This window comes from Rhizobium atlanticum (assembly GCF_030182485.1).
In the GTDB taxonomy this organism is placed as follows: domain Bacteria; phylum Pseudomonadota; class Alphaproteobacteria; order Rhizobiales; family Rhizobiaceae; genus Rhizobium.
Window position 1 is genome coordinate 41,673 of the sequence record NZ_JAQJCJ010000017.1, and the last position, 24,926, is coordinate 66,598.

The window sequence follows — 24,926 nt, forward strand, 5'->3', positions numbered from 1 at the left end:
CAATGCACGCCAGGAAAGACAGTCTTCCCGCCAGCATTCTCGCCTCGATCAGGAGCAGGAAAAAGCGGCTTGACGCGGCGCATATGGAGGCAAGGCCGCGGAGCGCCGGAACGTTGATCGCCTCCTACAATGTCCACAAGTGCGTCGGTACCGACCGCCGTTTCGATCCGGAGCGCACCAGCCGCGTGATCCATGAAATCGGCGCCGACGTGATCGCGCTGCAGGAGGCCGACACACGTTTCGGCGAGCGCACGGGCATACTCGATCTCGGCCGGCTGGAGCGGGAGACGGGGCTGATCCCTGTGCCGATCGCCGGCATGGCGAAGGCGCATGGCTGGCACGGCAATGTCGTGCTGTTCAAGAAGGGGCTGGTGCATGATGTGCACCAGGTGAAACTGCCGGGGCTGGAGCCGCGCGGCGCCCTCGTCGTCGAAATCGAGCTGGAAGAGGGCGGCGCGCTGCGGATCATCGCCGCGCATTTTGGCCTGTTGCGCCACAGCAGAGCCCAGCAGGCCCGGACCCTCGTCGAACTGATCAACGACAGGCATGAGATGCCGACCATCCTGCTCGGCGACCTCAACGAATGGCGGCTCGGCGACCGCTCGTCGCTGAACACATTCCAATCCGCCTTCGGCGAGCTGCCGCCCGCCGTGCCGAGTTTTCCCGCCGGCCTGCCCCTTCTGGCCCTCGACCGCATCATCGCCAACCGCAAGGGCATCATCTCCGAGGTGGAGGCGCATGATACACCGCTCGCCCGCATCGCCTCGGATCACCTGCCGATCAAGGCGCTCGTCGACCTGACGCCGGTGGGTGGGTAGCATCTCTAAGCTGATGTTTCGAAAGCTCCCGACGAGTATGATGCGTCTGACACTCCTTCGATAACTGCCTCGACTGCGCTTAAGAGGTCGCCCACTCCATCAAATGCGTTCTCCGCGTGAAGCAGGAAAGCCTTTGCCTCGCGGGAACGACATGTCGGATGTGACATCGCGTCTGCGGTCACTTCCTGCCTCTCGCCACTGGTGGACAAGGCAAAAAGATTGTGTTGCGGCGCCTTGGTCGAGGGGCGATGCTGACACCTATAAGGCCGCCAATTCGCCTTCTTCTGCGTCACTGGGCCATGAGTCTGTGACAATCACGTCCGCAGCGATGCCGACGACGTTCAGAACCGTCAATGCTCCTCATGCGCCTAACCGGCTCAGTCCTGACCAACAGCCGTTGGCCACAAATCGTGATCGTCGGGACTTTGTGGCATACCGAGCTCACGCTGCTGACGACGTGCAGCAGTCGCTGATGATTCACATTTCAAAGCAGGTCACAGGGTCTGCGTACACGCTGCCATCATGCGGCGGCCTCGTAGCCTCTAGAAGCCGGGCTCTCAAGGCCTTCAAGCTGAAAGCGTGCGATCATCTCGGTAAGTGCGAGCGCCTCTGACGATAGCTGTTGCGTGGCGGCATTGGTCTCTTCCACCATCGCCGCATTTTGCTGCGTCATACGATCAATATCGTTCACCGACGCATTGATCGAATTGAGTGTCGTCGCTTGATCGCGGCTTGACGCGGCGATCAGTTCAATATGGCCGACGATGTGGACGATCTCGCTGGAAATCTCCATCAGCGCGTCGCCAGTGCGGCCGACGAACTCGGAGCCCGACGCAACCTCTCGGACAGAATTGTTGATGAGCTCGCCGATTTCCTTGGCTGCGCGAGCCGATCGCTGCGCCAGCTCCCGCACTTCCTGCGCCACGACTGCAAAGCCCTTGCCGGCCTCACCCGCTCTCGCCGCTTCGACTCCCGCATTCAGGGCCAAGAGATTGGTCTGGAAAGCGATGGAATCGATGGCGCTGACAATTTGTACGATCTTGCCCGACGCGTCCTCGATCCGTCCCATAGCCGATACTGCGTTTTGGACCACCGAAGCCGAGGCGTCGGCGCCCTGTTTGGCGCGTTGGACAAGCGCCAGCGCTGCTGCTGCCCGTCCTGAAGAGGTGTTGACGGCGGAAGAAATCTCCTCCACAGCCGCTGCGGTTTCTTCAAGAGCAGCCGCCTGCTTTTCAGTTCGACTGGCCAAGTCATCGACGGCTTCCGCCATCTGGCGGCCATTATTGCTAATGAGGGAAGACGTCTCACGGATCTCGCAGAGGGTCTCTCTGAGACCCGCAACCGACATGTTGAAATCGGTACGGATCCGATCGAGCTCAGGGGCAAAGGGCGTATCGATCGCAAAATTCAACTGCCCGCGCGACAGCCGCGTGAGCCCTTCCGCCAGCGCCTCGATTGCGGCATCAACCTGAACCTGTGCGTTACGTCGCTCGAGTTCGTTGCGGGCGCGCTCAGATTCTGCCTCACGACGCGCGATCTCGGCCTGTTGTTCCATTTCGACTTTCGACAGCGCATTTTGTTTGAAGACCGAAAGCGCACGGGCCATTTCCCCGATTTCGTCGGCCCGTGTCTCGCCGGTTATTGTGGTGTCGAGCCTTCCCTCGGCGATCTTGCGCATCGCTGCGGTAATCTGGGCGATAGGTCCCTTCAGTGTGAAGACCAGCGCGGCACCTGCGGCCATGGCAATTAGGATGCCGATGACAATCGCGCCGCCGGATATCCTATTGGCCTGTTGACGATCCTGCCCAGCATTTTGCTTCTGCGTCTCGGCGAACTGCGCAAGCAGGTTCCAGGTGTTGTCGATCTGCTCCGCGGCGCGGTCGAACTCAGCAAGCTTGCGGAGCGCACCGTCGGAGAGCGCTGCCGCGTTCGCCGCAAGCAGATCGAGAACGGGTTGAGCCTTCTTCGGAATCTCGGCAAAAACCGGATCGTCGGTCACCACGCCGGCGAGACGGCCGAGCTCGGTCTGATACATGTAGATTGATTGCTGGACTTTCTTCACTCGCGCGTCGTCTGGCTTGCCTGCAAGTTCGGCGAAGCCGACGCGGATCTCGTTATTGCTGTTAACGATAGCACGGAGTTGGTTGCCGACATTCGTCGCCTGAGAGATATCCTTGTCCGACGCGGCAAGCGCGAGTACGGAGGTCCGCATCAGGTCGTCGCCAATTGTCTTGAGACTGTCCCCAATAGCAGCAAGATTAGCGATGGCGGTATCCGTTGTCGGGACATCCAAAGTGTCTGGCGACGCCTTCGAAGCGTTAAGGAGGGCATCTACCGCAGCGGAATACTGCGTCGCGAGGGCTTCTCTGTCGGTCCCTATCGCAGGCGAAAGCTGCTCCCTTGTCTTCTGCAAATCGGGCGCATATTTGGCTAGAAGGCTAAGCTTGTCAGCCGACGTTGTAGCGTTCGTATAATCATTGCTAAGTTTTGTCGCAACACTGGCGGCCGCGGTGATGGAGACGGCGTTGCTGAGGCCGCTCTTGTTGGCATTTTCCATCTTTTTCGCACTCGCCATCAGCATGAACGAGCGCTTGCCAACCTGCCCTTGCAGGTCAAGAAGCGCCGCGGAAGCAGCGTCCACGTCGCTGAGAATTTTCTGCTGTCCCGTTTCGATTTGCCAGATCGCTTCGATCTTTTGCGGGATGATTTGCGACTGATCGAGCGCCCGGTCGAGAAGCCCCACATCGGTCGTCGGCCTTAGAGTCTCGATCGTCTGCTTCAGGTTTGCCAATTGCTCTCGGGCGTCCGCAAGCGCGGTGTCACGAGCTTCCTGCGACGGCTTCATCAGAAAGCCGGTCATGCTTGAAGAAACAAGCTTGAACCCGTTCAGAGACTGCAAAATATGGTTGGAGATCTCCATCCGACCTTCGAGAAGGCTCGACGCGTAGTATCCCGTCAACCCTACTGCGCATAGACTAATGACGAATGGCGCCAAAAGCGCGAGCACCTTCGTCTGAATGCGAGCCCGCCACATCAACCCATGTACCATATATGCATCCCCCAAATTGAGGTAAAGCTGCCATCCTTTTCTTAAGGACCGATGAAGGGACTAGGCGTCGCCACTGTTGCCGCGCGGAGAACAACACCGGCCAAATCGCGAAACGGAGGCTGCCGAATTGCGGGTGTCATTCGGTATGGCGATGGCCATGCCATGCATCTCCCTTGTAAGCCCCAGGCGAGCCGAAAGGCTTACGTGATCACGAGACGGAGAAGCGAAAGCCGAATTGACAATTCATCAGGCGTCCATGATCGCTCGATATGGATGTCAAAGTTTTGCGCTATCCTTTGCTCCAGGATGCTTTCAAAGCCGAAGAGGGCTGGGTCGGATCTGCATTCATCCGTCCGTGCCCGTCGCCAAGGGAGAGTGCTCCGTATTTCGCAGCGTTCGCTGCGACTTCGTGAAGCAGGAGCGCGAGATTGTGAAAATCGCGGTTCGGGCAGGTCGCAGGCGCCTACGCTTTAGCGCGCTCCCGGTGAAGGGGCAATCCTTGCCTTGGTCCTGTTGATAATGTGCTTGGCCAAATCAGCTGAGTTTTAATTCCAGGTGCCTTTCAGGAGGCTGCCCTGGTACGTGGTGACCTACCGACGCAAAATGGCAAACCGTAGAACCGCTTCTGCCCAGGGAGCGACGCAGCAAGATCGGCCTTATTATAAACAACTCGGCTTGACTTCTTGCCCCGTTTGAGAAATGCTAAGATGTCAGACCAATTCAGATCTGGCTGCCTGATAGAAAAAATGGGGAACCATGAAGGCAAATCGTAGCGACAGGCCGTTGATCCGGCCGCTTCCCGTCATGGACCGGGCGCGTCAGGTGACCGATGCGCTGGCGGATTATGTGGAGGAAGCGCGGTTGCAGGCGGGTGATCGGCTGCCGGCCGAGCGGGAGCTGATGGCGGCCCTTGCCGTCGGCCGTTCGACCATTCGCGAGGCGATCCGGCATTTCCAGGCGCTCGGCGTCATCGAGACGCGCAAGGGCAGCGGCACCTATCTGCTGAAGCCGGTGTCCCGGGCGACGATCCATATGCCGCTGTCCTTCGACGCGGCGCATCTGCGCGATGCGCTGCTGCAGACGCTGGAGGTTCGCCGCGGCATCGAATGCGAGGCGGGCATGGTCGCCGCCCGGCGGCGCACGACAAGAGACCTCGTCGTCATCGAGGAGAAGCTCAACGAGATGGAGCGGGTGCACCTGGAGAAGGGCACATCCGGGCCGGAGGATCTCGCCTTCCATCTCGCCGTCTACGACGCCACCCACAACCCGCTGTTTCGCCAGCTTCTCGAGCAGATGCGCGAGACATTCGAGCGCTTCTGGGAGCATCCGTTCGACCGGCAGGATTTCGCCCGCCGGTCCTTTCCTTTTCACCGCACGCTTTTCAACGCGATCGCTGCCCGCGATCCGGAGGCGGCGCGCGCGGAGACATTGAAAATTCTCGATATCGTCGAGGAAGATATCAAGGAAATGTCCAAATGAGTAATGGCGCAGATCCGTTCGATCTTGCTTCCCTCATCACCGCCCACGACGACGGCAACTTCGCCGACGCCGTCGTGCCGCCGATCTTCCAGACCTCGCTTTTCACCTTTTCCGATTACGACGAAATGATCACCGTCTATCGCGGCGAGAAGGTGCGGCCGACCTATACGCGCGGGCTGAACCCGACGGTGCGCGCCTTCGAGGAAATGCTGGCCAAGCTCGAAGGTGCGGAGGATGCGCTGGGTTTTGCGAGCGGCATGGCGGCGATTTCCTCGGCGGTGCTGAGCTTCGTCGAACCGGGCGACCGCATCGTCGCCGTGAAGCATGTCTATCCCGATGCCTTCCGCCTGTTCGGCACCATCCTCAAGCGGATGAAGATCGAGGTGACCTATGTCGACGGGCGCGACGAGGAAGCCGTCGCGAGGGCGCTGCCCGGCGCCAAGCTCCTCTACCTGGAAAGCCCGACGAGCTGGGTGATGGAGGCGCACGACGTCGGTGCGCTGGCCGCCCTCGCCAAGCGGCACGGCGTCGTCTCGATGATCGACAACAGCTGGGCGAGCCCGTTCTTCCAGCGGCCGCTGACGCTCGGCGTCGAGCTCGTCATCCATTCCGCCTCGAAATATCTCGGCGGCCACAGCGATGTGGTGGCGGGCGTCGTCGCCGGCTCGAAGGAAATGATCGCGCGCATCAAGGCCGAGGCCTATCCCTATCTCGGCGGCAAGCTTTCGCCGTTCGATGCCTGGCTGCTGATCCGCGGCCTGCGCACGCTTCCGCTGCGCATGAAGGCGCATGAGGCATCGGCGCTTGAAATCGCCAGACGCCTGCAGAAGCTCGAGGTGGTGGAGACGGTCTGCCATCCCGGGCTTGCCAACCGCCTGCCCGCGGGGCTCAACGGCACCTCGGGCCTGTTCTCGTTCATCTTCCGCGACGGCGTCGATATCCGCGCCTTCGCCGACCATCTCAAGCTGTTCAAACTGGGTGTAAGCTGGGGTGGGCATGAAAGCCTGATCGTACCAGGCGAGGTCGTGCTTCAGCAGAAGGCACAGCCGAACTCCGCGCAAACCTTCGGCATCCATGCGCGATCCGTACGCCTCCATGTCGGCCTCGAAGGAACCGAGGCTCTGTGGAGGGACATCGAGGAGGCGCTCGCCGCCGCCTCACAATCCTGAAACCCGAGAGAAACCTAACAAGGGGGAACTGAGCCATGAAAAAACTAATAATCTCGACGTTCTTTGCTTCGATGATGGCCGGCACGGCCTTTGCCGATACGACGCTCAAGCTTGTCGAAGTCATCACCAGCCCGGAGCGCACCGAAACGCTGAAATCGATCGTCGGCAAGTTCGAGGCCGCCAATCCCGGCACCAAGGTCGATATCATCTCGCTGCCCTGGAACGAAGCCTTCCAGAAATTCGCGACCATGGTCTCGGCCGGTGACGTGCCCGATGTGATGGAGATGCCCGATACCTGGCTGTCGCTCTATGCCAATAACGGCATGCTCGAAAGCCTCGAGCCCTATCTCGAAAAATGGGAGCACACCAAGGAGCTGACGCCGCGCGCGCTCGAGCTCGGCCGCGACGTCAAGAACACCGCCTACATGCTGCCCTATGGCTTCTATTTGAGGGCAATGTTCTACAACAAGAAGCTGCTTTCGGAGGCTGGTGTCGCCGCGCCGCCGAAGACGCTCGAGGAGTTTACTGCCGCGTCCGAAAAGGTCTCCAAGCTGCCGGGCAAATATGGCTACTGCATGCGCGGCGGCCCGGGCGGCCTCAATGGCTGGATGATCTTTGCCGCCACGATGGCCGGCGACAACAAGTACTTCAAGGAAGACGGCACCTCGACCATGAACAGCCCCGGCTGGGCAAAGGGTATCGAGTGGATGGTCGATCTCTACAAGAAGGGCTATGCGCCGAAGGACAGCGTCAACTGGGGCTTCAACGAAGTCGTCGCCGGCTTCTATTCCGGCACCTGCGCCTTCCTCGACCAGGATCCGGATGCGCTGATCGCCATTGCCGAACGCATGAAGAAGGACGATTTCGGCGTTGCGCCGCTGCCGAAGGGGCCCGACGGCAAGTCCTTCCCGACCATCGGTTATGGCGGCTGGTCGATGTTTTCGACGAGCGCCAACAAGGATCTCTCCTGGAAGCTGATCGCCACCCTCGAAGGGCCGGAAGGCAATATCGAGTGGAACAAGCGCATCGGCGCCCTGCCGGCCTATACGGCGGCCGAGAAGGATCCCTTCTATGCCGGTGACCAGTTCAAGGGCTGGTTCGAGGAACTGGCGGATCCGAACACCGTGCCGACCGTGATGCCGACCTATCTGGAGGAGTTCGCCTTCTTCAAGGATTCGCTCGCGATCAAGACCTCGCAACAGGCCTTGCTCGGCGATATCTCGGCGAAGGACCTGGCTGACCAGTGGGCGGATTATCTGACCAAGGCGCAGCAGAAGTTCCTGGCCAAAAAGTAATTGGTGGGCTCTGAGTGCGGAGCCCCCTCATCCGGCCCTTCGGGCCACCTTCTCCCCGCTGGGGAGAAGAGAACGGAGACGTCGCGGCATATTCCCTTCTCCCCAGCGGGGAGAAGGTGCCGGCAGGCGGATGAGGGGGCCTCGACCTCCTGCTTCAGAAGTATCACCCGGGCGAGACTCCGCTGATCAAGACAATGGAAACCGCAATCCGATGACCATTTCCGCCGATATGCTCGACATGCGTCGCGACCGCAGGCCGTGGCTGCGCCGTCTTGCCGATGCTTCGGAGCCCTATCTCTACAGCGCGCCGTCGCTGATCCTGATCATTGCGGTGATGCTGGTGCCGCTGACGCTCGGGCTGTCCTATGCCTTCCGCGATATTCAGCTGCTCAACCCCTTTTCCGGCGGCTTCATCGGGCTCGAGCATTTTCGCGAGTTGTCGAGCGACGCGGCTTTTTACGGTGCGCTGAGGAACACGCTGTGGTGGACCGGCGCATCCGTCGTCTTGCAATTCATCTTCGGCCTCATTCTGGCGTTGCTGCTCGACAAGCCGTTCCCGGGCCGCGCAATCGCGCAGGCGCTGGTCTTCCTGCCCTGGGCGGTGCCGTCCTTTCTCGCAGGTCTCAACTGGGCCTGGCTGTTCAATCCGGTCATCGGGCCGATCCCGCACTGGCTCTTCGCGCTCGGGCTGATGCATGAGCCGGGCAACATTCTATCCGATCCCGATCATGCGATGTGGGGGCCGATCGTCGCTAATGTCTGGTGGGGCATTCCGTTTTTTGCCATCACCCTGCTTGCGGCGCTGCAGGCCATCCCACGCGATCTCTACGAGGCGGCCTCTATCGATGGTGCCGGCTGGTTCCAGCGTTTCCGCTCGATCACCCTGCCGTTTCTCGCGCCGACGATCGCCATCACCGTGCTCTTGCGCACCGTGTGGATCTCCAACTTCGCCGATCTCATCGTCGTCATGACCAATGGCGGGCCGGCCGACCGGACGCAGATCGTCGCGAGCTACATCTTCACCACGGCCTTCAAGCGGCTCGATTTCGGTTACGCCTCGGCGATCGCGCTGGTGTTGCTGGCCCTGCTGCTTGCCTATTCGATGCTGATCATCCTGCTGCGGCAGACGCTGCTGAACAAGGATTGAGGCCATGAAACGATCCGTCATCCCAACGATCGCGCACCGTCTGGCGATCCTCTGCTATATCGCTTTCGCGCTCTTCCCGCTCTTCTGGCTGCTCAAGGTCTCGGTGACGCCGAACGATCTGCTCTATACCGAGGGCGTGCGGATGTGGCCGTCGCGCACCAGCTGGGATCACTATGCTTTCGTGCTACAGCACAGCGCCTTTCCCACTTTCTTCAAGAACAGCCTGATCGTCTCGGCCTCGACGGCCGTGACCGTGACCATCTGCGCCTCGCTTTCCGGCTATGCGCTGTCGCGCTTCGATTTTCGGGCGAAATACTGGATCGTCGCCCTGATGCTGCTGACCCAGATGTTCCCGCTCGTCATGTTGGTCGCGCCGATCTTCAAGATCCTGTCGCCTCTGCATCTGACCAACAGCCTGACCGGCCTCGTCATCGTCTACACCGCTTTCAACGTGCCTTTCGCCACCTTCCTGATGCAGTCCTTCTTCGACGGCATTCCCAAGGATCTCGAAGAGGCGGCGATGATCGACGGGGCGACGCAGTTCACCGCGTTTCGCCAGATCATCCTGCCGTTGACGCTGCCCGGCATCGCCGCGACGCTCGGCTTCGTCTTTACCGCCGCCTGGAGCGAACTGCTCTTCGCGCTGATGCTGATCAACGGCAATGACGCGGCGACCTTCCCCGTCGGGCTTCTCACCTTCGTTTCGAAATTCTCGGTGGATTTCGGGCAGATGATGGCGGCGGGCGTCATGGCGCTCATTCCGGCCGGCCTCTTCTTCCTGCTCATCCAGCGTTATCTCGTCCAGGGCCTGACGGCCGGCGCGGTCAAGGGTTAAACAGAAATGGCATCGATCGATATCCAGAATATCCGCAAAGCCTATGGCCAGGTGCAGGTGCTGCACGGCGTCGATCTCGACATCAGGGATGGCGAATTCGTCGTGCTCGTCGGTCCCTCCGGCTGCGGCAAGTCAACGCTGTTGCGGATGATTGCCGGGCTGGAGGAAGTCACATCAGGTGAGATCCGTATTGCAGGCGCCCGGGTGAACGAACTGCATCCCAAGGACCGCGACATCGCCATGGTGTTCCAGTCCTATGCACTATATCCGCATATGAATGTCGCCGGCAATATGAGCTACAGCCTGAGGCTGCGGAAAACGGCGAAGGAGAAGATCGCGAGCGCGGTTTCCGCGGCGGCCGCCAAGCTCGGCCTTGACCCGTTGCTTGAACGGCGGCCGAAAGCGCTCTCCGGCGGCCAGCGCCAGCGCGTCGCCATGGGCCGCGCCATCGTCCGCCAGCCGAAAGCCTTCCTGTTCGACGAACCGCTCTCCAACCTCGATGCGCGCCTGCGCGAACAGATGCGCGCCGAAATCAAGAAACTGCACGGCGAGCTGAGGGCGACCTCGATCTACGTCACCCACGACCAGATCGAGGCGATGACGCTGGCGGACCGGATCGTCGCCATGCATGGCGGCGTGGTGCAGCAGGTCGGCAGTCCGCTGGAACTCTATGATCGCCCCGCCAATCTCTTCGTCGCCGGTTTCATCGGCTCGCCCGGAATGAATTTCCTCGAGGCCAGCTACACCGCAGGCGGCGTCAAGCTGAAGGATGGAACGATCGTGCCGCTGGCAAAGCCGCTGCCGCTTGCAGACGGCACGAAGGTGACGCTCGGCATTCGGCCGGAGCATGTGCTGATGACGAACGACGGGAGCGGGCTTGCCACCGACGTGGAACTCGTCGAACCCACCGGCTTCGGCATTATCCTGCACCTCGCCCTGCATGGCCTGCCGTTCAAGATCTTCACTCTGGACCGCGAAGCGCTGAAGGCGGGGCCGAAGGTCAATGTCGCCTTCCCGCCCCAATATCTGCATGTGTTCGACGGCGAGGGACAACGCATCGAATGAGCAGTCACTACAGGGAAATCGGTCCGCAGCGGCTTTATCTTCTGGTTGTTTTCACCTTAAAAGCACTTAGTCAAGAAAAACACCTATCAGATTCAAGGAGATGAAAGAGACTCGGAAAAAGCGTGGGTAATTCTGATTAAGCTATTGAAATTTGATTCGTTTTGACTCGGAACCAATCGTAAACTGATTCGGTTGACTCGCACAGGTTGCGTCAGGAGCGCGAGCGAGATGGTTGCCCCGAGGGCGAATTGGAAGGGTTTTATCAAGTTCGGAGAGGTGGCTTTCCCGGTGGCGCTCTATACCGCCGCCTCCACATCCGAGCGGATCGCGTTTCATACGCTGAACAGGAAGACCGGCAACCGGGTGCGCCGAGAATTCGTGGACGGCGAGACCGGCGATCCGGTCGAGCGGGAGGACCAGGTCAAGGGTTTTGAGATTGAGGACGGCCGCTATGTCGTGCTCGAGCCCGAGGAAGTCGCGGCCGCCATTCCCGAAAGCGACAAGACGCTGAAGGTGGAGGCCTTTATTCCTTTTGACGAGGTCGATGACGTCTATTTCGACAAACCTTATTATCTGGCTCCCGACAAGATGGGCAGCGATGCTTTCAAACTCCTGAGGGATGGTATGAAGAAAGCCAAGGTCGCGGCCATTGCCCGAACGGTGCTGTTCCGGCGCCTGCGAACGCTCCTCATCCGTCCCCATGGAAAAGGGCTGGTCGGCTCAACCTTGAACTTCGATTATGAGGTTCGCTCCTCCGAGAAGGCATTCGAGGAGATGCCGGATCTCAAGATCGAAGGCGAGATGCTGGAGCTTGCCAAGCACATCATCAACACCAAGAAGGGCGAGTTCGACCCGAAGCAGTTCGACGACCGTTATGAAGCGGCCGTCGCCGAACTGGTGAAGGCCAAGATCGAAGGCCGCACCCTTCCGAAGAAAAAGGCGCCGCCGGCTCCCAAACCGAGCGACCTGCTACAGGCGCTGCGCGAAAGCGCCGGCATGGCGACGCCGGCCAAAACGAAGCGCACCGCTGCAAATGCCAATGCCGGAAAGAGCAGACAGAAGGCCGCGCGCGCGTCGACGACGAAATCACGCAGCCCAGCCGGCGCTCACCAGCGCCGCGCCGGGTGATCGGAGGTTTCCATGGCGATCCGGCCTTACTGGAAAGGCTACCTCAAACTGTCGCTCGTCACCTGCCCGGTGCAGATGATGCCGGCCACTTCCGAAAATGAGAAGGTGCGTTTTCACACGCTCAATCGCGCCACCCAAAACCGCGTCGTTAGCCACTATGTCGACGCCGTGACCGGCAAAGACGTGAAAGATGAAGACGAAGTGAAAGCCTATCAGCGTGGCGAGAACGAATATGTCTTGCTTGAAGACGAGGAGTTGGAGAACGTTGCGCTTGAAAGCACCAAGACGATCGATATCGAGGTCTTTACGCCGCGCAACGGCGTCGAATGGATCTGGCTCGACACGCCCTACTATCTTTCACCGGACGATCCGGTCGGCCAGGAGGCGTTCTCGGTGATCCGCGATGCGATGGCCGCCGAGGACATGGTCGGCATCTCGCGACTGGTGATTGCGCGCCGCGAGCGCGCCGTGATGCTGGAGCCACGCGGCAAGGGCATCGTTCTTTGGACCCTGCGTTACGGGGACGAGGTGCGCGACGCGGAGAGCTATTTCGAGCGGGTAGACGATCAACCGGCGGACAGTGAGATGATGCCGCTGGTCCAGCAGCTCATCAAGAAGCAGACGCAGCACTGGACCCCGAAGATGGTCTCCGACCCCGTGCAGGATAGGCTGCTCGACATCATCGAGGCCAAGAAGAAACAAATGAAGAAGCCCGTCAGAGCAAAATCCAAGGGCAAGGAGAAGGCGGAGCCGGTGCCCAGCAACGTCATCAACATCATGGACGCCCTGCGTAAATCCGTCGATGCCGAGAACCGACCCGACAGGCATTGAGCGATGACCAGACCACGCGGCCCCTCCGCTCCGCTTCTTCGCGATTCGAATTCCTCCATACAATCACGACCTCTCCGTCGGCGTGATCCCGACCAGCCAAACCTGCCGTTCGATGCGATGCCGTCGAGAGTGGAGCCGTGCCTGGCCTTGCTGAAGCAGACGGTGCCGCAAGGGCCGGATTGGCTTTATGAGGTGAAGTGGGACGGCTACCGATTGGCGCTCCACATCGAGCCAAAGGGTATCCGCATTCTCACCCGTGGCGGACATGACTGGACCCACCGATTTCCTAACATCGCCGCAGGGGCAAGAGAACTCGGTGTATCGACCTGCATTCTCGACGGAGAAGCGGTCGTCCTTGATGACGAGGGTCGCTCCGACTTTGGGGCGTTGCAGCGCTCGCTCGGCGGACGGGGCGGCAAACGAATCTCGACCGAATCCCTCTTCTACGCCTTCGATCTATTGTATCTCGACGGTCACGACCTAACGCGCACCGAGCTCTCGGTCCGCCGCCATCTTCTCGAAGATCTGATCCCCGAGACCGAGGATGGCGCTATTCGGTTCTCGCAAGACCTGGATCTGGGTGGCGAGGAACTGCTTGAGCACGCATGCCATCGCGGCCTGGAAGGCATCATCGCAAAGCGCAGGGACAGCCCTTACCGCAGTGGTCGTCTGGGGGACTGGCAGAAGATCAAGTGCGTTCAGAGCGAAAGTTTCATGATCGTCGGGTACGAGGAATCCGTCAGCAACCGCGGTGGGCTCGGCAGTCTTTTGCTTGCGGGTCGAAAGGGTCACGACTGGATCTATGTCGGCTCCGTCGGCACAGGCTTCAACCGAACGGAGGCGGAATATCTGCGCAAGACGTTGAACCGCCTCCAGACGAAAAAACCTGTCGTGCCGCTCAAAGGAAAGCGCCTCGTCTTTTCTCAACCAACCCTCGTCGCGGAAATCGAGTTTCGCGGCTGGACGCGTGAGGGCAGCCTCCGCCACCCCTCATACAAAGGCCTCCGCGAGATCCAGGATAACGCAGCCGTCTTCGATATGACTGATGCCGCTGCAATCAGATGAGTGCCGCGGGGCGATCAGTCGTGTCAGGCGGCATGCTTACCGGTGCGGCCGAGCCTCTTGATCGCCTGCTCCAGGGGACGCTGCCCCTCGCAATAATCCTTCCAGGCGGATGACTTCGATAGCAAAGCAGGCACGGTTCGGATCGTAAACCTTTTAGGATCGAGGTCCGATTTCACTTGCGTCCACGTCAGAGGCATTGACACGGTCGCCCCTGGGCGGGCTCGAGGGGAGAGCGGCGCCACGGCCGTCGCCATGCGATCATTGCGCAGGTAATCGAGGAAAATGCGACCGCCCCGCAGGCTCTTGGTCATCTTGATAAGGTAGAGATCGGGGTTGTTTCGGGCCATCTGCTGGCAGACGTCATGCGCAAAGGCCTTCGCTTCGGGCCATGACAACGGTTTTCGCTTGTTGATTGTAAGCGGGGTCACGACATGCAAGCCCTTGCCGCCAGTCGTCTTGCAGAAGCTGATCAATCCGAGGTCTTCCAGCCGGTCGCGCATCTCGCGGGCAGCGGCAACAACCGTGGAAAAGGGAACATCGGGACCGGGATCAAGATCGAATACCAGGCGGCCAGGAACTTCCGGTTGCCCGGGTTCACAGTTCCACGGATGGAGCTCGACCGCCGCGATCTGGGCGACTGCGGCGAGCCCCTCGATGCGATCGATCTGCAGGTATGGCTTCTTGTCGCCGAATACCTTGACCAATTCGAGCAGTTTGGATTGCCCCGGCATCGCATGACGTTGGAAGAACTGCTCACCACCAACTCCGTCCGGCGCGCGGATGATGGAGCAGGGCCTGCCCTTGAGGTGCTCGATCATCCAGTCGCCGACCGCCTCGTAATAGCGGGCAAGGTCTTCCTTGGTTACCGGCTCACCATCATTGGCGTCCGGCCACAATGGTTTGTCCGGGTTCGAAATGAGCACACCGATGACATCGGCCTTCTGACCCTTACGGCGCGTTGTTCTCGGTGTGGCCCTCGGCGTCGGCCCCGTAATCTCAGCTGTTGATGATCTTGGCGATCTCTCCGCCTCGACTTCCTTGGCCGGCTTGTCTTCCCGCAAGCCCTTGAAGGCCGCCTGCCGGACGAGACCGTCCGCGGTCCAGCCCTCGAATTCGATCTCGGCGACAAGCTCGGGCTTTACCCACACCACCTCAGCCTGCTTCTTCGGAGCGCCGATACCGGTGAACGGCGACTTCGTCGTCTCCAGCGCCTTCAGTTTGGGAAGCAGTGTTTCGACTTTCTTGGCGCCGTAGCCGGTCCCGACACGGCCGACATAGACAAAATGATCGTCGCTGAAAACGCCGACGAGAAGAGAGCGAAACTTGCCGTTGGTCTTGGCATAGGCGCCGATGACCACCTCGTGCCCCGCCCGGCATTTCGACTTCGCCCAGCTTACCGTTCGACCGGATTGATAGGGGGCATCTGCCTTTTTCGACACAATGCCTTCCAGCGATAGCTTGCATGCCGACCTGAGCACGGCGTCGCCGCCGCCTGTGAAATGTTCGACGTAGCGGATGCGAGGATCGTTGCCGGCCTCCGCGAGAAGCTCCTGCAGTCGCGTCTTTCGTTCAATGATGGGCTTGAGGCGGAGATCCTCACCGCCGTCATAGAGGAGGTCGAAGGCGAAGTAGACGAGGCTGCCGGTCTTGCCTTCCGACAGCGCCGCCTGAAGCGCGGCGAAGTCAGGCGCGCCGTGCTCATCGAGAGCGCAGATTTCACCATCGATTATGCAGTCTGGAAGCGCTGACGCCGCCTCGGCGATTGCGGGGTATTTGGCCGTCCAGTCGAGACCTTTTCTGGTTTTCAGCGTCGCTTCGCCGTCGAGCACACGCATCTGGATGCGGTAGCCATCGAACTTGATCTCGTGGATCCAGCTGTCGCCGCCAGGCGGCCGCTCCAGCTTCTCGCAAAGCTGCGGCGCGATGAAATCCGGAAGATCAACCGCCGTCGCGGTGCTGGCGCGCTTTCCGCCTCTCGCCTCCTGCCGCTCCTCGGCGGCCAGTCCGTGATTGCTGTCCCAGACGGCGTCGGCCTCGATCTTGCCGCCTTCCACCATGAAGGGTTTCGGCTTGCGCCCCTTGCCGGCCGCGATCATTTCCATGCTGCGGCCCGAGGCGACCGAGGTGACGTTCTCTTCCAGAATGGCAGCACCGTCTTCCTCCACGGAGAACTCGTCGTGATGCTTGATCAGCAACCAGTTGGTACGCTTGCTGCGGTCGCGATCGTTGCGCATGCGCACAAGCACGAAGCTGCCGTGCAAGCGCTCGCCCTCGAGCGTGAACTTGAAATCGCCCTTGGCAAGCGCCTGCTCAGGGCTCTTCCGCCCCTCCGGCTCCCAATAGCCGCGATCCCACAGCATGACCGTGCCGCCGCCATACTGGCCTTTCGGAATCGTCCCTTCGAAATCGCCATAATCGAGCGGATGGTCCTCGACCTCGACGGCCAGCCGCTTGTCTTGCGGATCGAGCGACGGACCTTTCGTGACAGCCCAGCTCTTGAACACGCCGTCGAGCTCAAGCCGCAGGTCGTAGTGCAGACGTGTCGCATCGTGCTTCTGAATGACAAAGCGACGGCGGTTGCTCCGTTTGAGGGGCCGCTCGCCGCTGGGCTCAGCAGTCTTCTGAAAGTCGCGTTTTGATCGATAGCTTGATAGCTTGTCGCTGGCCATGGCTGTTCCCGGGCATTCGGTCCTCAAACGAAATATTGGTGATCGTTGTTCCAGCCGCGGCAGCGTTCCCCGTTTGAGTAGGCACGACAGCGACGGTTCTACAGGGAAACAACTACAATTTCAGCTCCGAAGCCCAGACGGCAAAGGAGATCGAGATGCCTTGGGTTTTGATCTGGCGCGGCTCCTCCCGGGGCCGCGACAGGTATCTTGAAATCAGGGTCCCGACGTGAACTGCGCACGCCTGGCCCTTAGCCAAGAGCAGCGACACGCGTGGGTCGCACCGGGCGGCTCGTAGCCTGCACCTGCCAGGGAGCCACGACCGCGGGCATGCCGGCTTCGACGCACGCGGCCATGAAAGCCTCCCGCGCAATCAAAGGGGCAATAATCCGGTTAAGAGCGCCCCGACAGGTCTTGACCGCGCGCTTGTGGCGCTCTCCGTGGCCCAACGGCCATTCGTTTTCCAGGAAATCCAAGGCGTCATAGACGCCCGTAAAAGTTCGTTCCAGGCCGCACTGCAGCCGGACCGTCACTGGACGAGTCCAGAGCACATCGTTCAGCGGCATTTTCTTCTTCCTCCTTTCGATGCCAGCTTGATCCCATAAAAATATTGGAAATGGCTGCCGGTAGTTCAAGACCGCAGCGATAATCCATTAATGGCGTATGCCTACAGGACAAATTCCGCCTGCCGCTGTTGGATGCGAGAGAACGATTGCTACAGCTCCTCGGCTAGACGCGCCCGGGCGAGCCAGATCATCCCCGCTCCTCAGTAGGGGCCGTCGTCATAGAACCATGCGCCGAGCGGAAAATTCTTTTGTCGCCTCGCCCGGAAGGGCTATATCCTCTGGTGATCTCATTGGATTGGATTGAAATGACCGACACTGTTCTCGACCGCTTCCTCCGTTATGTCGTTATCGACACTCAATCCGACCCCTCCTCGTCGACGCAGCCGACCACCGAGAAGCAGAAGGATCTCGGCCGGATTCTGGTCGACGAACTGCTGGAGATCGGTCTTGCCGATGCCCGTCTCGATGAACACGGCTATGTCTACGCCACAATTCCGGCCAATAGCGACAAGGCGGTGCCGGTCCTCTGTTTCTGCTCGCATATGGACACGGCGCCCGATTTCCCCGGCACCAACGTCAAGCCACAGATCGTCAGGAATTATGCCGGCGGCGACATCAGGCTTATCGGCGATTCGAGCCGGGTGATCCGTGTCGCCGAACATCCGGAGCTGAACAACCAGATCGGCAACGACATCGTCACGACCGACGGAACGACATTACTCGGCGCCGACGACAAGGCGGGACTGGCGGAAATCATGACCGCGGCCCGGGTTCTGGTCGACAATCCCGACATCCGACATGGAACGATCAAGATCCTGTTCACGCCTGACGAGGAGGTCGGTCGCGGCGTCAACAAGGTCGACCTCGGCAAACTCGGAGCGGACTTCGCCTATACGATGGACGGCGAGACGGCGGGTCACATCGAGGACGAAACCTTCTCGGCCGACGGCGTCGAGATCGGCATAACAGGCGTGGCGATCCATCCGGGCTTCGCCAAGGACCGTATGGAGAACGCTATCAAGATCGCCGGCGCCATCATCGACCGGCTGCCGAAAGATTTGGCGCCGGAGACGACGGAAGGCCGGCAGGGCTTCATCCATCCGGTCGGCGTGACCGGCTCGATGGAAAAGGCGTCGCTGAGCTTCATCATCCGCGACTTCACGGAGGAGGGGCTCGCTGAGAAGGAGGCGATGCTGGAAACTATCGTCAAGCAGGTGATGTCGGCCTATCCCGGCTCGACCTACCATTTCCAGGTGACGGAACAATATCGCAACATGAAGACGGTGCTCGACCGCCATCCGGAGATTGTCGAGAACGCGCTTGAAGCGGTGCGTCGTGCCGGCATGACGCCGGTACGCGGCAGCATCCGCGGCGGCACGGACGGCTCCCGCCTCTCCTTCATGGGGCTGCCGTGCCCGAACATTTTTGCCGGCGGCCATGCCTTCCACTCGCCGCTCGAATGGGTGAGCCGCCAGGATATGGAAAAGGCGGTCGCAACGATCGTGGAGCTTGCAAAGATCTGGGAAGAGCGCGCCTAAGGCGCTCCTCCCGCTAGGAAAATCCAGTTTTAGCCGCCATTTACCGGGATCTCGCCGCGCAGCATCACGCTGTCATAGGCGGGACGGGGGGTCGGGATCGCGATCCGCATCGCCGGCTCGGGCGCAGGCGCGGTTTCCGGTTGGGTCACCGGAGCCGTTATCTGCATTGGCGCCGTGCTCGCCGTCGCCATCGGATCGGGCGCCGGCAGAGGAACGGGAACGGCCGAGGGTATCAGCGCCTCGAATTGCGGCGGCAGCATGCTTTCGCCGGGCACATAATTCATCGCCACCTCATAGGACGGCAGCGGCGGCGGCGTTTCCAGCATGCCGTTCGAATCGCGCTTCTCGTAGAAGGCGTTGCCGCCGGCGACCGTCACATAATGCATGTTGTCGTAGGGGAATTTCAGACCATCGGTGTGGAAGAACATTGCATCCTTCACGGCCGGATGGCGCGCCCCCTTCAGCAGGATCGCATCAGCCGCGGTGGCAAGTTCCGGTTCCGCCTGAGGCTTGACTTCGCGCGTCATGACCCCGGGCGCAAACTGCTTCTCCTGGGCGACGACACCGCAGATCGATGGGGGGTAGGCGCCTGACGTCAGCCTGTTCATGACGACGGTGCCGACGGCCAGATAACCATCCTCGTCGGAATGCTGCGATTCGAAATACATCGCGCGCTTTAGGCAGTCGCGATCCTTGGCGGTATAATTGAAAGTGACTTTCGCCGCTTGAGCCTGTTTTGTCTTTGCCGGCGTCGTCGCCGGCTTCGGTGTTGTGGTGCAGCCTGCAGCCGCCAGTCCTACGAATAAAATCCCGATCAGGGATTTTCGAAAGGAAATCTCCGCCCTCAACGCCAGGTGCCTCCTATGGGATTAGTCCAGCCCTTTATGATTAACGCGCAAAATCTTTTACTCGTCATATGACTGAAATACAAACAACCTCAGATAACAAAAGGCCGGATGGACTCCCGCGAAGGGCGATTCCGGCTGAGGCCTGGGACCGACCGATGCATAAATCCGGAGGGTTAACGAATTATTAAGCAAGCGCCGTGAGCGCGTCAGGAACGACGCGCGCAATCGGGATCAGCCGCGGAACAGCTTCCAGCGGGTCGGCTTGAACGCCACGCGGTGACGGTCGAGCCGGTCAGCCTCGCTCGGCGGCAGCTCGATTTCGATATTTGGCCGGTCATTGCCGATATCGAGTTCGATATGGCGCGTACCGGCGACGCGGCGGCTGGAGACCGGCTGGCCGCCAATGCAGTTTTCGGCTGATTCGCAGAGCCTGACATCATGCGGGCGGAAGTAGAGCTGCGCCGGTCCATCCGGCTCGCCCTCGGCATTGAGGCCGAGCGAGCGGCCTTCGAAGAGAATATCGCCGCCCGAAATCTCGACCTGCAGGCAGTTGGATTGGCCGATGAAGCCGAAGACGAAGGGCGAGTTCGGATAATCATAGACTTCGTCGGGCGTCCCGACCTGCTCGATCGCGCCCTGGCTCATCACGACGACGCGATCGGCAAGCTCCAGTGCCTCATCCTGGTCGTGGGTGACGAAGACGGTTGTGTGGCCGGTACGGTCGTGGATCTCGCGCAGCCATTTGCGCAGGTCCTTGCGCACCTGAGCATCGAGCGCCCCGAAGGGTTCGTCGAGCAAGAGCACATTCGGCTCGACGGCCATGGCGCGGGCGAGCGCCACGCGCTGACGCTGGCCGCCGGAAAGCTGGGCGGGATAGCGTTTTTCAAGGCCGGACAACTGGACGAGGTCAAGCAGTTCCAGCGCCCGTCGGCGGATATCGGCCTTCGCAGGCCGCCGCGCGCCCTTTCTGACCCTCAGGCCGAAGGAGACGTTGTCGAGCACCGTCATGTAGCGGAAGAGGGCGTAATGCTGGAAGACGAAGCCGATATTGCGCTGCTGCACCGATTTCTTCGAGGCATCCTCGTCGCCGAAGAAGATCTGTCCCTCGGTCGGGCTTTCCAGGCCGGCAATCAGACGCAGCAATGTCGTCTTGCCGGAGCCCGAAGGGCCGAGCAGTGCGATCAGCTCGCCGGAGCGGATGTCGAGCGAGACATCGTGGAGCGCCGGAAAACGATCGAATTCCTTGCGGATGTTTTGAACGCGTACTTCCATTCCAGATCCTTCAGTGCCGCCGGCTGGCGGAGATTTCAGCGCTGTAGCGCATTTCCAGCAGCGTCTTCAAAACAAGAGTCACGAGCGCGAGCAAGGCCAAAAGCGTGGCGACGGCAAAAGCGCCGGTGAAATTATATTCGTTATAAAGAATTTCGACCTGCAGCGGCATGGTGTTCGTCTGGCCGCGGATGTGGCCGGAGACGACAGAGACCGCGCCGAATTCGCCCATGGCGCGGGCATTGCAAAGCAGCACGCCGTAGAGCAGGCCCCATTTGATGTTCGGCAGCGTCACGTGCCAGAAGGTCTGCCAGCCGCTGGCGCCGAGCGACAGGGCTGCCTCCTCGTCGGCCGTTCCCTGCTCCTGCATCAGCGGGATCAGCTCGCGGGCGACGAACGGGAAGGTGACGAACATCGTCGCCAGGATCAGCCCCGGCACTGCGAAGAGGATCTTGATGTCGTTTGCGGTGAGCCAATGGCCGAGCCACGTGTTGGCGCCGAACAAGAGCACGAAGACCAGGCCTGAAATCACGGGTGAAACCGAGAAGGGCAGGTCGATCAGCGTCGTGAGGAATGCCTTGCCCTTGAACTCGAACTTGGCGATCGCCCAGGCGGCGGCGACCCCGAAGGCGAGGTTCAGCGGTACGCTGATGCCGGCGACGACGAGCGTCAGGCGGATCGCCGAGAAGGTCTCTGCATCGCCAAGCGCCTCGAGGAAGGGGCCGGCACCTTTGCGAAAAGCCTCGACGAAGACGGCGGCGAGCGGCAACAGCAGGATTAGCAGCAAGAAAAGCAGCGAAACGGCGATCAGCGTGTATCGCGCCATTCTGTGTTCGGTGGTCACCGAACGCAGTTTCGTCGGTTGAACGGTCGCATCAAGCGCCATAGCCGTACCTCCGCCTGCTCCAGCTCTGGATGAGATTGATGACGAGCAACAAGGCGAACGAGATCACCAGCATGATCGCCGCGATGCCAGTCGCTGCCGCATAATTATACTCTTCGAGTTTGATGACGATCAGCAGCGGTGCGATTTCCGATTTGAACGGCAGGTTGCCGGCGATGAAGATGACCGAGCCGTATTCGCCGACGCCGCGGGCAAAGGCGAGCGCGAAGCCGGTCAGCACGGCCGGCGCCAGCCCCGGCAGCAGCACGCGGAAAATCGTCTGGAAGCGGTTGGCGCCGAGCGTTGCCGCGGCCTCTTCGACCTCCTTGTCGATTTCCTCCATGACAGGCTGCACGGTGCGCACCACGAAGGGCAGGCCGACGAAGATCAGCGCCACGACGATGCCGGCCGGGGTAAAGGCAATCTTGATGCCGAGCGGTGTCAGCAACTGGCCGACCCAGCCGTTCGGCGCGTAGAGCGCCGCCAATGCAATGCCGGCGACGGCCGTCGGCAGCGCGAAGGGCAGGTCGACCATGGCGTCGATGACGCGCTTGCCGGGGAAACGATAGCGTACCAGCACCCAGGCGAGGATGATGCCGAAGACGGCGTTGATGATCGCAGCGATGAAAGCGCTGCCGAAGCTGATGCGTAGCGCGTTCAATATGCGCGGATCGAACGCGATCGACCAGAATTTCTCCCAGCCGAGCGCGCTCGACCGGACGGCAAGGCCGGAGAGCGGGATGAGGATCAGAAGGGTGAGCCAGGTCAATGTAAGACCGAGCGCCATTCCGAAACCCGGAATGACGCTCGGCCGCTTGAACCGCCACCGCGTGGGGCTATGTGCTTTCATGAAGTCTATTATTGGGCCGGCTTGTAGATTTGGTCAAATACCCCGCCATCGCCGAAGAATTTCGGCTGGGCTTCCTTCCAGCCGCCGAAGTCGTCGATGGTGGCGAGCTGCAGCTTCGGGAAGCGGGCGATATCGGCCGGATCGGCGGCTTCAGGCTTGATCGGCCGGTAGTAGTGCTTTGCGGCGATCTTCTGGCCTTCATCCGAATAGAGGTAGTTGAGATAGGCTTCGGCGACCTTGCGCGTGCCCTTCTTGTCGACATTGCCGTCGACGACGGCGACTGGCGGGTCGGCGCGGATAGAGAAGCTTGGCGTCACGATCTCGAACTGGTCAGGACCGAGTTCTTCGAGCGAAAGATAGGCTTCGTTTTCCCAGGCGAGCAGCACGTCGCCGAGGCCGCGCTGGACGAAGGTGGTCGTGGCGCCGCGGGCGCCGGTGTCGAGAACAGGAACATGCTGCAGCAGTTTCGTCACATATTCCTGCGCTTTGGCATCGTCACCACCATTTGCCTGCTTGGCCCATGCCCAGGCTGCCAGGAAGTTCCACCGTGCGCCGCCCGAGGTCTTGGGGTTGGGGGTGATGACCTGCACGTCATCCTTGACCAGGTCGCCCCAGTCCTTGATGCCTTTCGGGTTGCCCTTGCGGACGAGGAAGACGACCGTCGACGTATAGGGCGTCGAATTGTTGGGCAACTTGGTCTTCCAGTCGGCCGGGATCTTGCCGGTCTTCTTGGCGATGGCGTCGATATCGCCTTCGAGGGCCAGGGTGACCACGTCTGCGTCGAGACCGTCGATGACCGAGCGGGCCTGAGCGCCGGAGCCGCCATGCGATGCCTGGATCGTCACTGTTTCACCCGTATCCTTCTGCCACTTGGCGGCAAAGGCGGCATTGAAATCCTTATACAATTCGCGAGTCGGATCATAGGAAACGTTGAGAAGCGTTTGATCGGCGAATGCCGGAGCGATGCCCCCGATCGCAAAGCTGCCTGCCATGACCGCGGCTGCGATGAGCCGGGTGAACCGTTGTGTCTGCATTGAGGAACCCTCTCCTGTTATGTCTTAACTCTATCAAGTCAGTCGTATAATGAAACAAAGGTTCTTCCGGTTCCGGGCTTGGCCTTAGAATGTCATTCCATTTCGGGGCTGATTTGGAAATGAGCGTGCCGAAGTTGGCCGCGGCCAATTGGGGCAGACCGTGTTTTTTTAGCCACAGTTCTTCCACGAAAGCGCCATGGTGAAACCGATTTTTGCGATGGTTTTGCCGCGATGACACTTGCGGATTCCTATATGGGCCTCCGTGCGGTCGTGTTCACCGGCCGCTACGTGGGGGCATCCCTTGAAATGCGCCTCACAATTCAAACCTGTTAGGGCCATTCAAAATGAATATCAGAACTATCCTTTTTGCCTCCGTTGCCGCCCTTGCCGCGGCCTCCGGAGCACGCGCAGCCGACGCCATCGTGGCGGCGGAACCCGAGCCGGTGGAATATGTTCGCGTTTGCGACGCTTACGGTACCGGCTATTTTTATATTCCGGGAACGGAAACATGCCTTTCGATCGGCGGTTACATCCGTACCGAAGTGCGCTTCGGTGATAACATTGCCGGCGATTCCGACGTAAACTTCTGGACTCGCGGTCAGGTCACCTTCCAGGCCAAGAACGACACCGAGTACGGCACGCTGACCGGCGTCCTGACGCTGCGTTACAATGCCGACAACGCCTCCGATCAGGAAGCGCTGCTGGACGAGGGCTACATCGATATCGCCGGTTTCCGCGTCGGTAAGCTCTATAGCTGGTGGGACGACGACATGAGCGGCGAGACCGATACGCTCGCCAGCAACGAGACGACCCACAACTCGATCCGTTATCAGTACGAGAATGGCGCTTTCGCCGCCGGCCTCTCGGTCGACGAGCTGGAAGAAGACTATGCCACCAAGCCGGGCGAAGGCCCGAACAACTTCGGTGTCGCAGGCCAGGTTTCCTACAAGGCCGGCGCCATCAGCGCTTACCTGCTTGCCGGTTATGACACCGACACCAGCGAAGTCGCCGTCCGCGGCATCGTCTACGCCGACATCGGTCCGGGCACGCTCGGCATCGCCGGCGTCTGGGCAAGCGGCGCCAACTACTACTACGAAGAGTCCGAGTGGACGATCGCAGCAGAATACGCCTTGAAGGTCAACGACAAGTGGACGGTAACCCCGGGGTTCCAGTACTTCGAAAACATCGCCCTCGAGGCTGACGGTAACGGCTTCACTGGCGGCAGCGCCTACACGACCGGGGTGACGATCGACTACCGCATCGTCGACGACCTCAGGACGAAGCTCAGCGTGCAGTACCACGATGAGGACGAAGGCGACGACGAAGTCTTCGGCTTCCTGCGCTTCCAGCGCGATTTCTAAGATCGTCCTATACAGACGAGCGGGCGCGGC

20 protein-coding genes are annotated in these 24,926 nt (G+C 60.6%); 12 read left to right on the forward strand and 8 right to left on the reverse strand.

Annotated elements, in window-relative coordinates:
• Nucleotides 1-2: 2 nt before the first annotated feature.
• Nucleotides 3-818 (forward strand): endonuclease/exonuclease/phosphatase family protein, encoded by an 816-nt coding sequence (locus PH551_RS23110; RefSeq protein WP_285195189.1) that lies wholly within the window; start codon nucleotides 3-5, stop codon nucleotides 816-818.
• A 520-nt stretch (nucleotides 819-1,338) separates the two neighbouring features.
• Here PH551_RS23110 and PH551_RS23120 read toward each other — a convergent pair.
• Nucleotides 1,339-3,867 carry a methyl-accepting chemotaxis protein gene (locus tag PH551_RS23120; protein WP_285195190.1) on the reverse strand — a complete coding sequence of 843 codons (2,529 nt, stop codon included), beginning with the start codon at nucleotides 3,865-3,867 and terminating at the stop codon, nucleotides 1,339-1,341.
• A gap of 756 nt (nucleotides 3,868-4,623) precedes the next feature.
• On the opposite strand from PH551_RS23120, the gene PH551_RS23125 reads away from it, so the two are divergent.
• The 9 genes from PH551_RS23125 to ligD (PH551_RS23165) all read left to right on the forward strand — a co-directional run bounded on the left by PH551_RS23125 (nucleotide 4,624) and on the right by ligD (PH551_RS23165) (nucleotide 13,881).
• The gene (locus PH551_RS23125) at nucleotides 4,624-5,346 is read left to right on the forward strand and encodes a FadR/GntR family transcriptional regulator (RefSeq protein ID WP_285195191.1); all 723 of its coding nucleotides are present in this window, start codon (nucleotides 4,624-4,626) and stop codon (nucleotides 5,344-5,346) included.
• Nucleotides 5,343-6,515 carry a PLP-dependent transferase gene (locus PH551_RS23130; protein ID WP_183701281.1) on the forward strand — a complete coding sequence of 391 codons (1,173 nt, stop codon included), beginning with the start codon at nucleotides 5,343-5,345 and terminating at the stop codon, nucleotides 6,513-6,515. The genes PH551_RS23125 and PH551_RS23130 overlap by 4 nt, the downstream gene beginning before the upstream one ends.
• Before the next feature lie 35 nt (nucleotides 6,516-6,550).
• On the forward strand, nucleotides 6,551-7,810 hold the full coding sequence (locus PH551_RS23135; RefSeq protein ID WP_085781046.1) for an ABC transporter substrate-binding protein: 1,260 nt from the start codon (nucleotides 6,551-6,553) through the stop codon (nucleotides 7,808-7,810).
• A 211-nt stretch (nucleotides 7,811-8,021) separates the two neighbouring features.
• Nucleotides 8,022-8,957, forward strand: coding sequence for a carbohydrate ABC transporter permease (locus PH551_RS23140; RefSeq protein ID WP_085781048.1), 936 nt, complete (start codon nucleotides 8,022-8,024; stop codon nucleotides 8,955-8,957).
• Nucleotides 8,958-8,961: 4 nt separating this feature from the next.
• Nucleotides 8,962-9,792, forward strand: a complete 831-nt coding sequence (locus tag PH551_RS23145; RefSeq protein WP_285195192.1) for a carbohydrate ABC transporter permease — start codon at nucleotides 8,962-8,964, stop codon at nucleotides 9,790-9,792.
• A gap of 6 nt (nucleotides 9,793-9,798) precedes the next feature.
• Nucleotides 9,799-10,857 carry an ABC transporter ATP-binding protein gene (locus PH551_RS23150; protein ID WP_285195193.1) on the forward strand — a complete coding sequence of 353 codons (1,059 nt, stop codon included), beginning with the start codon at nucleotides 9,799-9,801 and terminating at the stop codon, nucleotides 10,855-10,857.
• A 228-nt stretch (nucleotides 10,858-11,085) separates the two neighbouring features.
• Nucleotides 11,086-11,985 (forward strand): non-homologous end joining protein Ku, encoded by a 900-nt coding sequence (ku, locus tag PH551_RS23155; RefSeq protein ID WP_285195194.1) that lies wholly within the window; start codon nucleotides 11,086-11,088, stop codon nucleotides 11,983-11,985.
• 12 nt (nucleotides 11,986-11,997) lie between these two features.
• Complete coding sequence (ku, locus tag PH551_RS23160; protein WP_285195195.1) at nucleotides 11,998-12,816, forward strand: non-homologous end joining protein Ku; 819 nt, start codon at nucleotides 11,998-12,000, stop codon at nucleotides 12,814-12,816.
• Between the two features lie 3 nt (nucleotides 12,817-12,819).
• The gene (ligD, locus tag PH551_RS23165) at nucleotides 12,820-13,881 is read left to right on the forward strand and encodes a non-homologous end-joining DNA ligase (protein WP_285195196.1); all 1,062 of its coding nucleotides are present in this window, start codon (nucleotides 12,820-12,822) and stop codon (nucleotides 13,879-13,881) included.
• 23 nt (nucleotides 13,882-13,904) lie between these two features.
• Here ligD (PH551_RS23165) and ligD (PH551_RS23170) read toward each other — a convergent pair whose 3' ends face one another.
• Together ligD (PH551_RS23170) and PH551_RS23175 are read right to left on the reverse strand one after the other, a co-directional pair.
• A complete protein-coding gene (ligD, locus tag PH551_RS23170) occupies nucleotides 13,905-16,550 on the reverse strand; it encodes a DNA ligase D (RefSeq protein ID WP_285195197.1) in 2,646 nt (881 codons plus the stop codon).
• Between the two features lie 248 nt (nucleotides 16,551-16,798).
• The gene (locus tag PH551_RS23175; protein WP_285195198.1) at nucleotides 16,799-17,113 is read right to left on the reverse strand and encodes a DUF982 domain-containing protein; all 315 of its coding nucleotides are present in this window, start codon (nucleotides 17,111-17,113) and stop codon (nucleotides 16,799-16,801) included.
• A 305-nt stretch (nucleotides 17,114-17,418) separates the two neighbouring features.
• On the opposite strand from PH551_RS23175, the gene pepT reads away from it, so the two are divergent.
• A complete protein-coding gene (gene pepT, locus PH551_RS23180) occupies nucleotides 17,419-18,651 on the forward strand; it encodes a peptidase T (RefSeq protein WP_285195199.1) in 1,233 nt (410 codons plus the stop codon).
• Nucleotides 18,652-18,680: 29 nt separating this feature from the next.
• On the opposite strand, the gene PH551_RS23185 is transcribed toward pepT, so the two are convergent.
• The 5 genes from PH551_RS23185 to PH551_RS23205 all read right to left on the reverse strand — a co-directional run bounded on the left by PH551_RS23185 (nucleotide 18,681) and on the right by PH551_RS23205 (nucleotide 23,535).
• Nucleotides 18,681-19,499: a cell wall hydrolase gene (locus PH551_RS23185; RefSeq protein WP_085781056.1), complete on the reverse strand. Its 819-nt coding sequence runs from the start codon at nucleotides 19,497-19,499 to the stop codon at nucleotides 18,681-18,683.
• A gap of 231 nt (nucleotides 19,500-19,730) precedes the next feature.
• A complete protein-coding gene (locus tag PH551_RS23190; protein ID WP_085781057.1) occupies nucleotides 19,731-20,771 on the reverse strand; it encodes a sulfate/molybdate ABC transporter ATP-binding protein in 1,041 nt (346 codons plus the stop codon).
• Nucleotides 20,772-20,781: 10 nt separating this feature from the next.
• Nucleotides 20,782-21,654, reverse strand: coding sequence for a sulfate ABC transporter permease subunit CysW (cysW, locus tag PH551_RS23195; RefSeq protein ID WP_285195200.1), 873 nt, complete (start codon nucleotides 21,652-21,654; stop codon nucleotides 20,782-20,784).
• Nucleotides 21,644-22,501: a sulfate ABC transporter permease subunit CysT gene (gene cysT, locus PH551_RS23200; protein WP_011428112.1), complete on the reverse strand. Its 858-nt coding sequence runs from the start codon at nucleotides 22,499-22,501 to the stop codon at nucleotides 21,644-21,646. The genes cysW and cysT overlap by 11 nt, the downstream gene beginning before the upstream one ends.
• Nucleotides 22,502-22,509: 8 nt before the next feature.
• Nucleotides 22,510-23,535 carry a sulfate ABC transporter substrate-binding protein gene (locus PH551_RS23205; protein ID WP_097600841.1) on the reverse strand — a complete coding sequence of 342 codons (1,026 nt, stop codon included), beginning with the start codon at nucleotides 23,533-23,535 and terminating at the stop codon, nucleotides 22,510-22,512.
• Between the two features lie 344 nt (nucleotides 23,536-23,879).
• Between PH551_RS23205 and PH551_RS23210 the strand changes: the two genes are divergently transcribed.
• The gene (locus tag PH551_RS23210; RefSeq protein WP_097600840.1) at nucleotides 23,880-24,896 is read left to right on the forward strand and encodes a porin; all 1,017 of its coding nucleotides are present in this window, start codon (nucleotides 23,880-23,882) and stop codon (nucleotides 24,894-24,896) included.
• Nucleotides 24,897-24,926 lie beyond the last annotated feature (30 nt).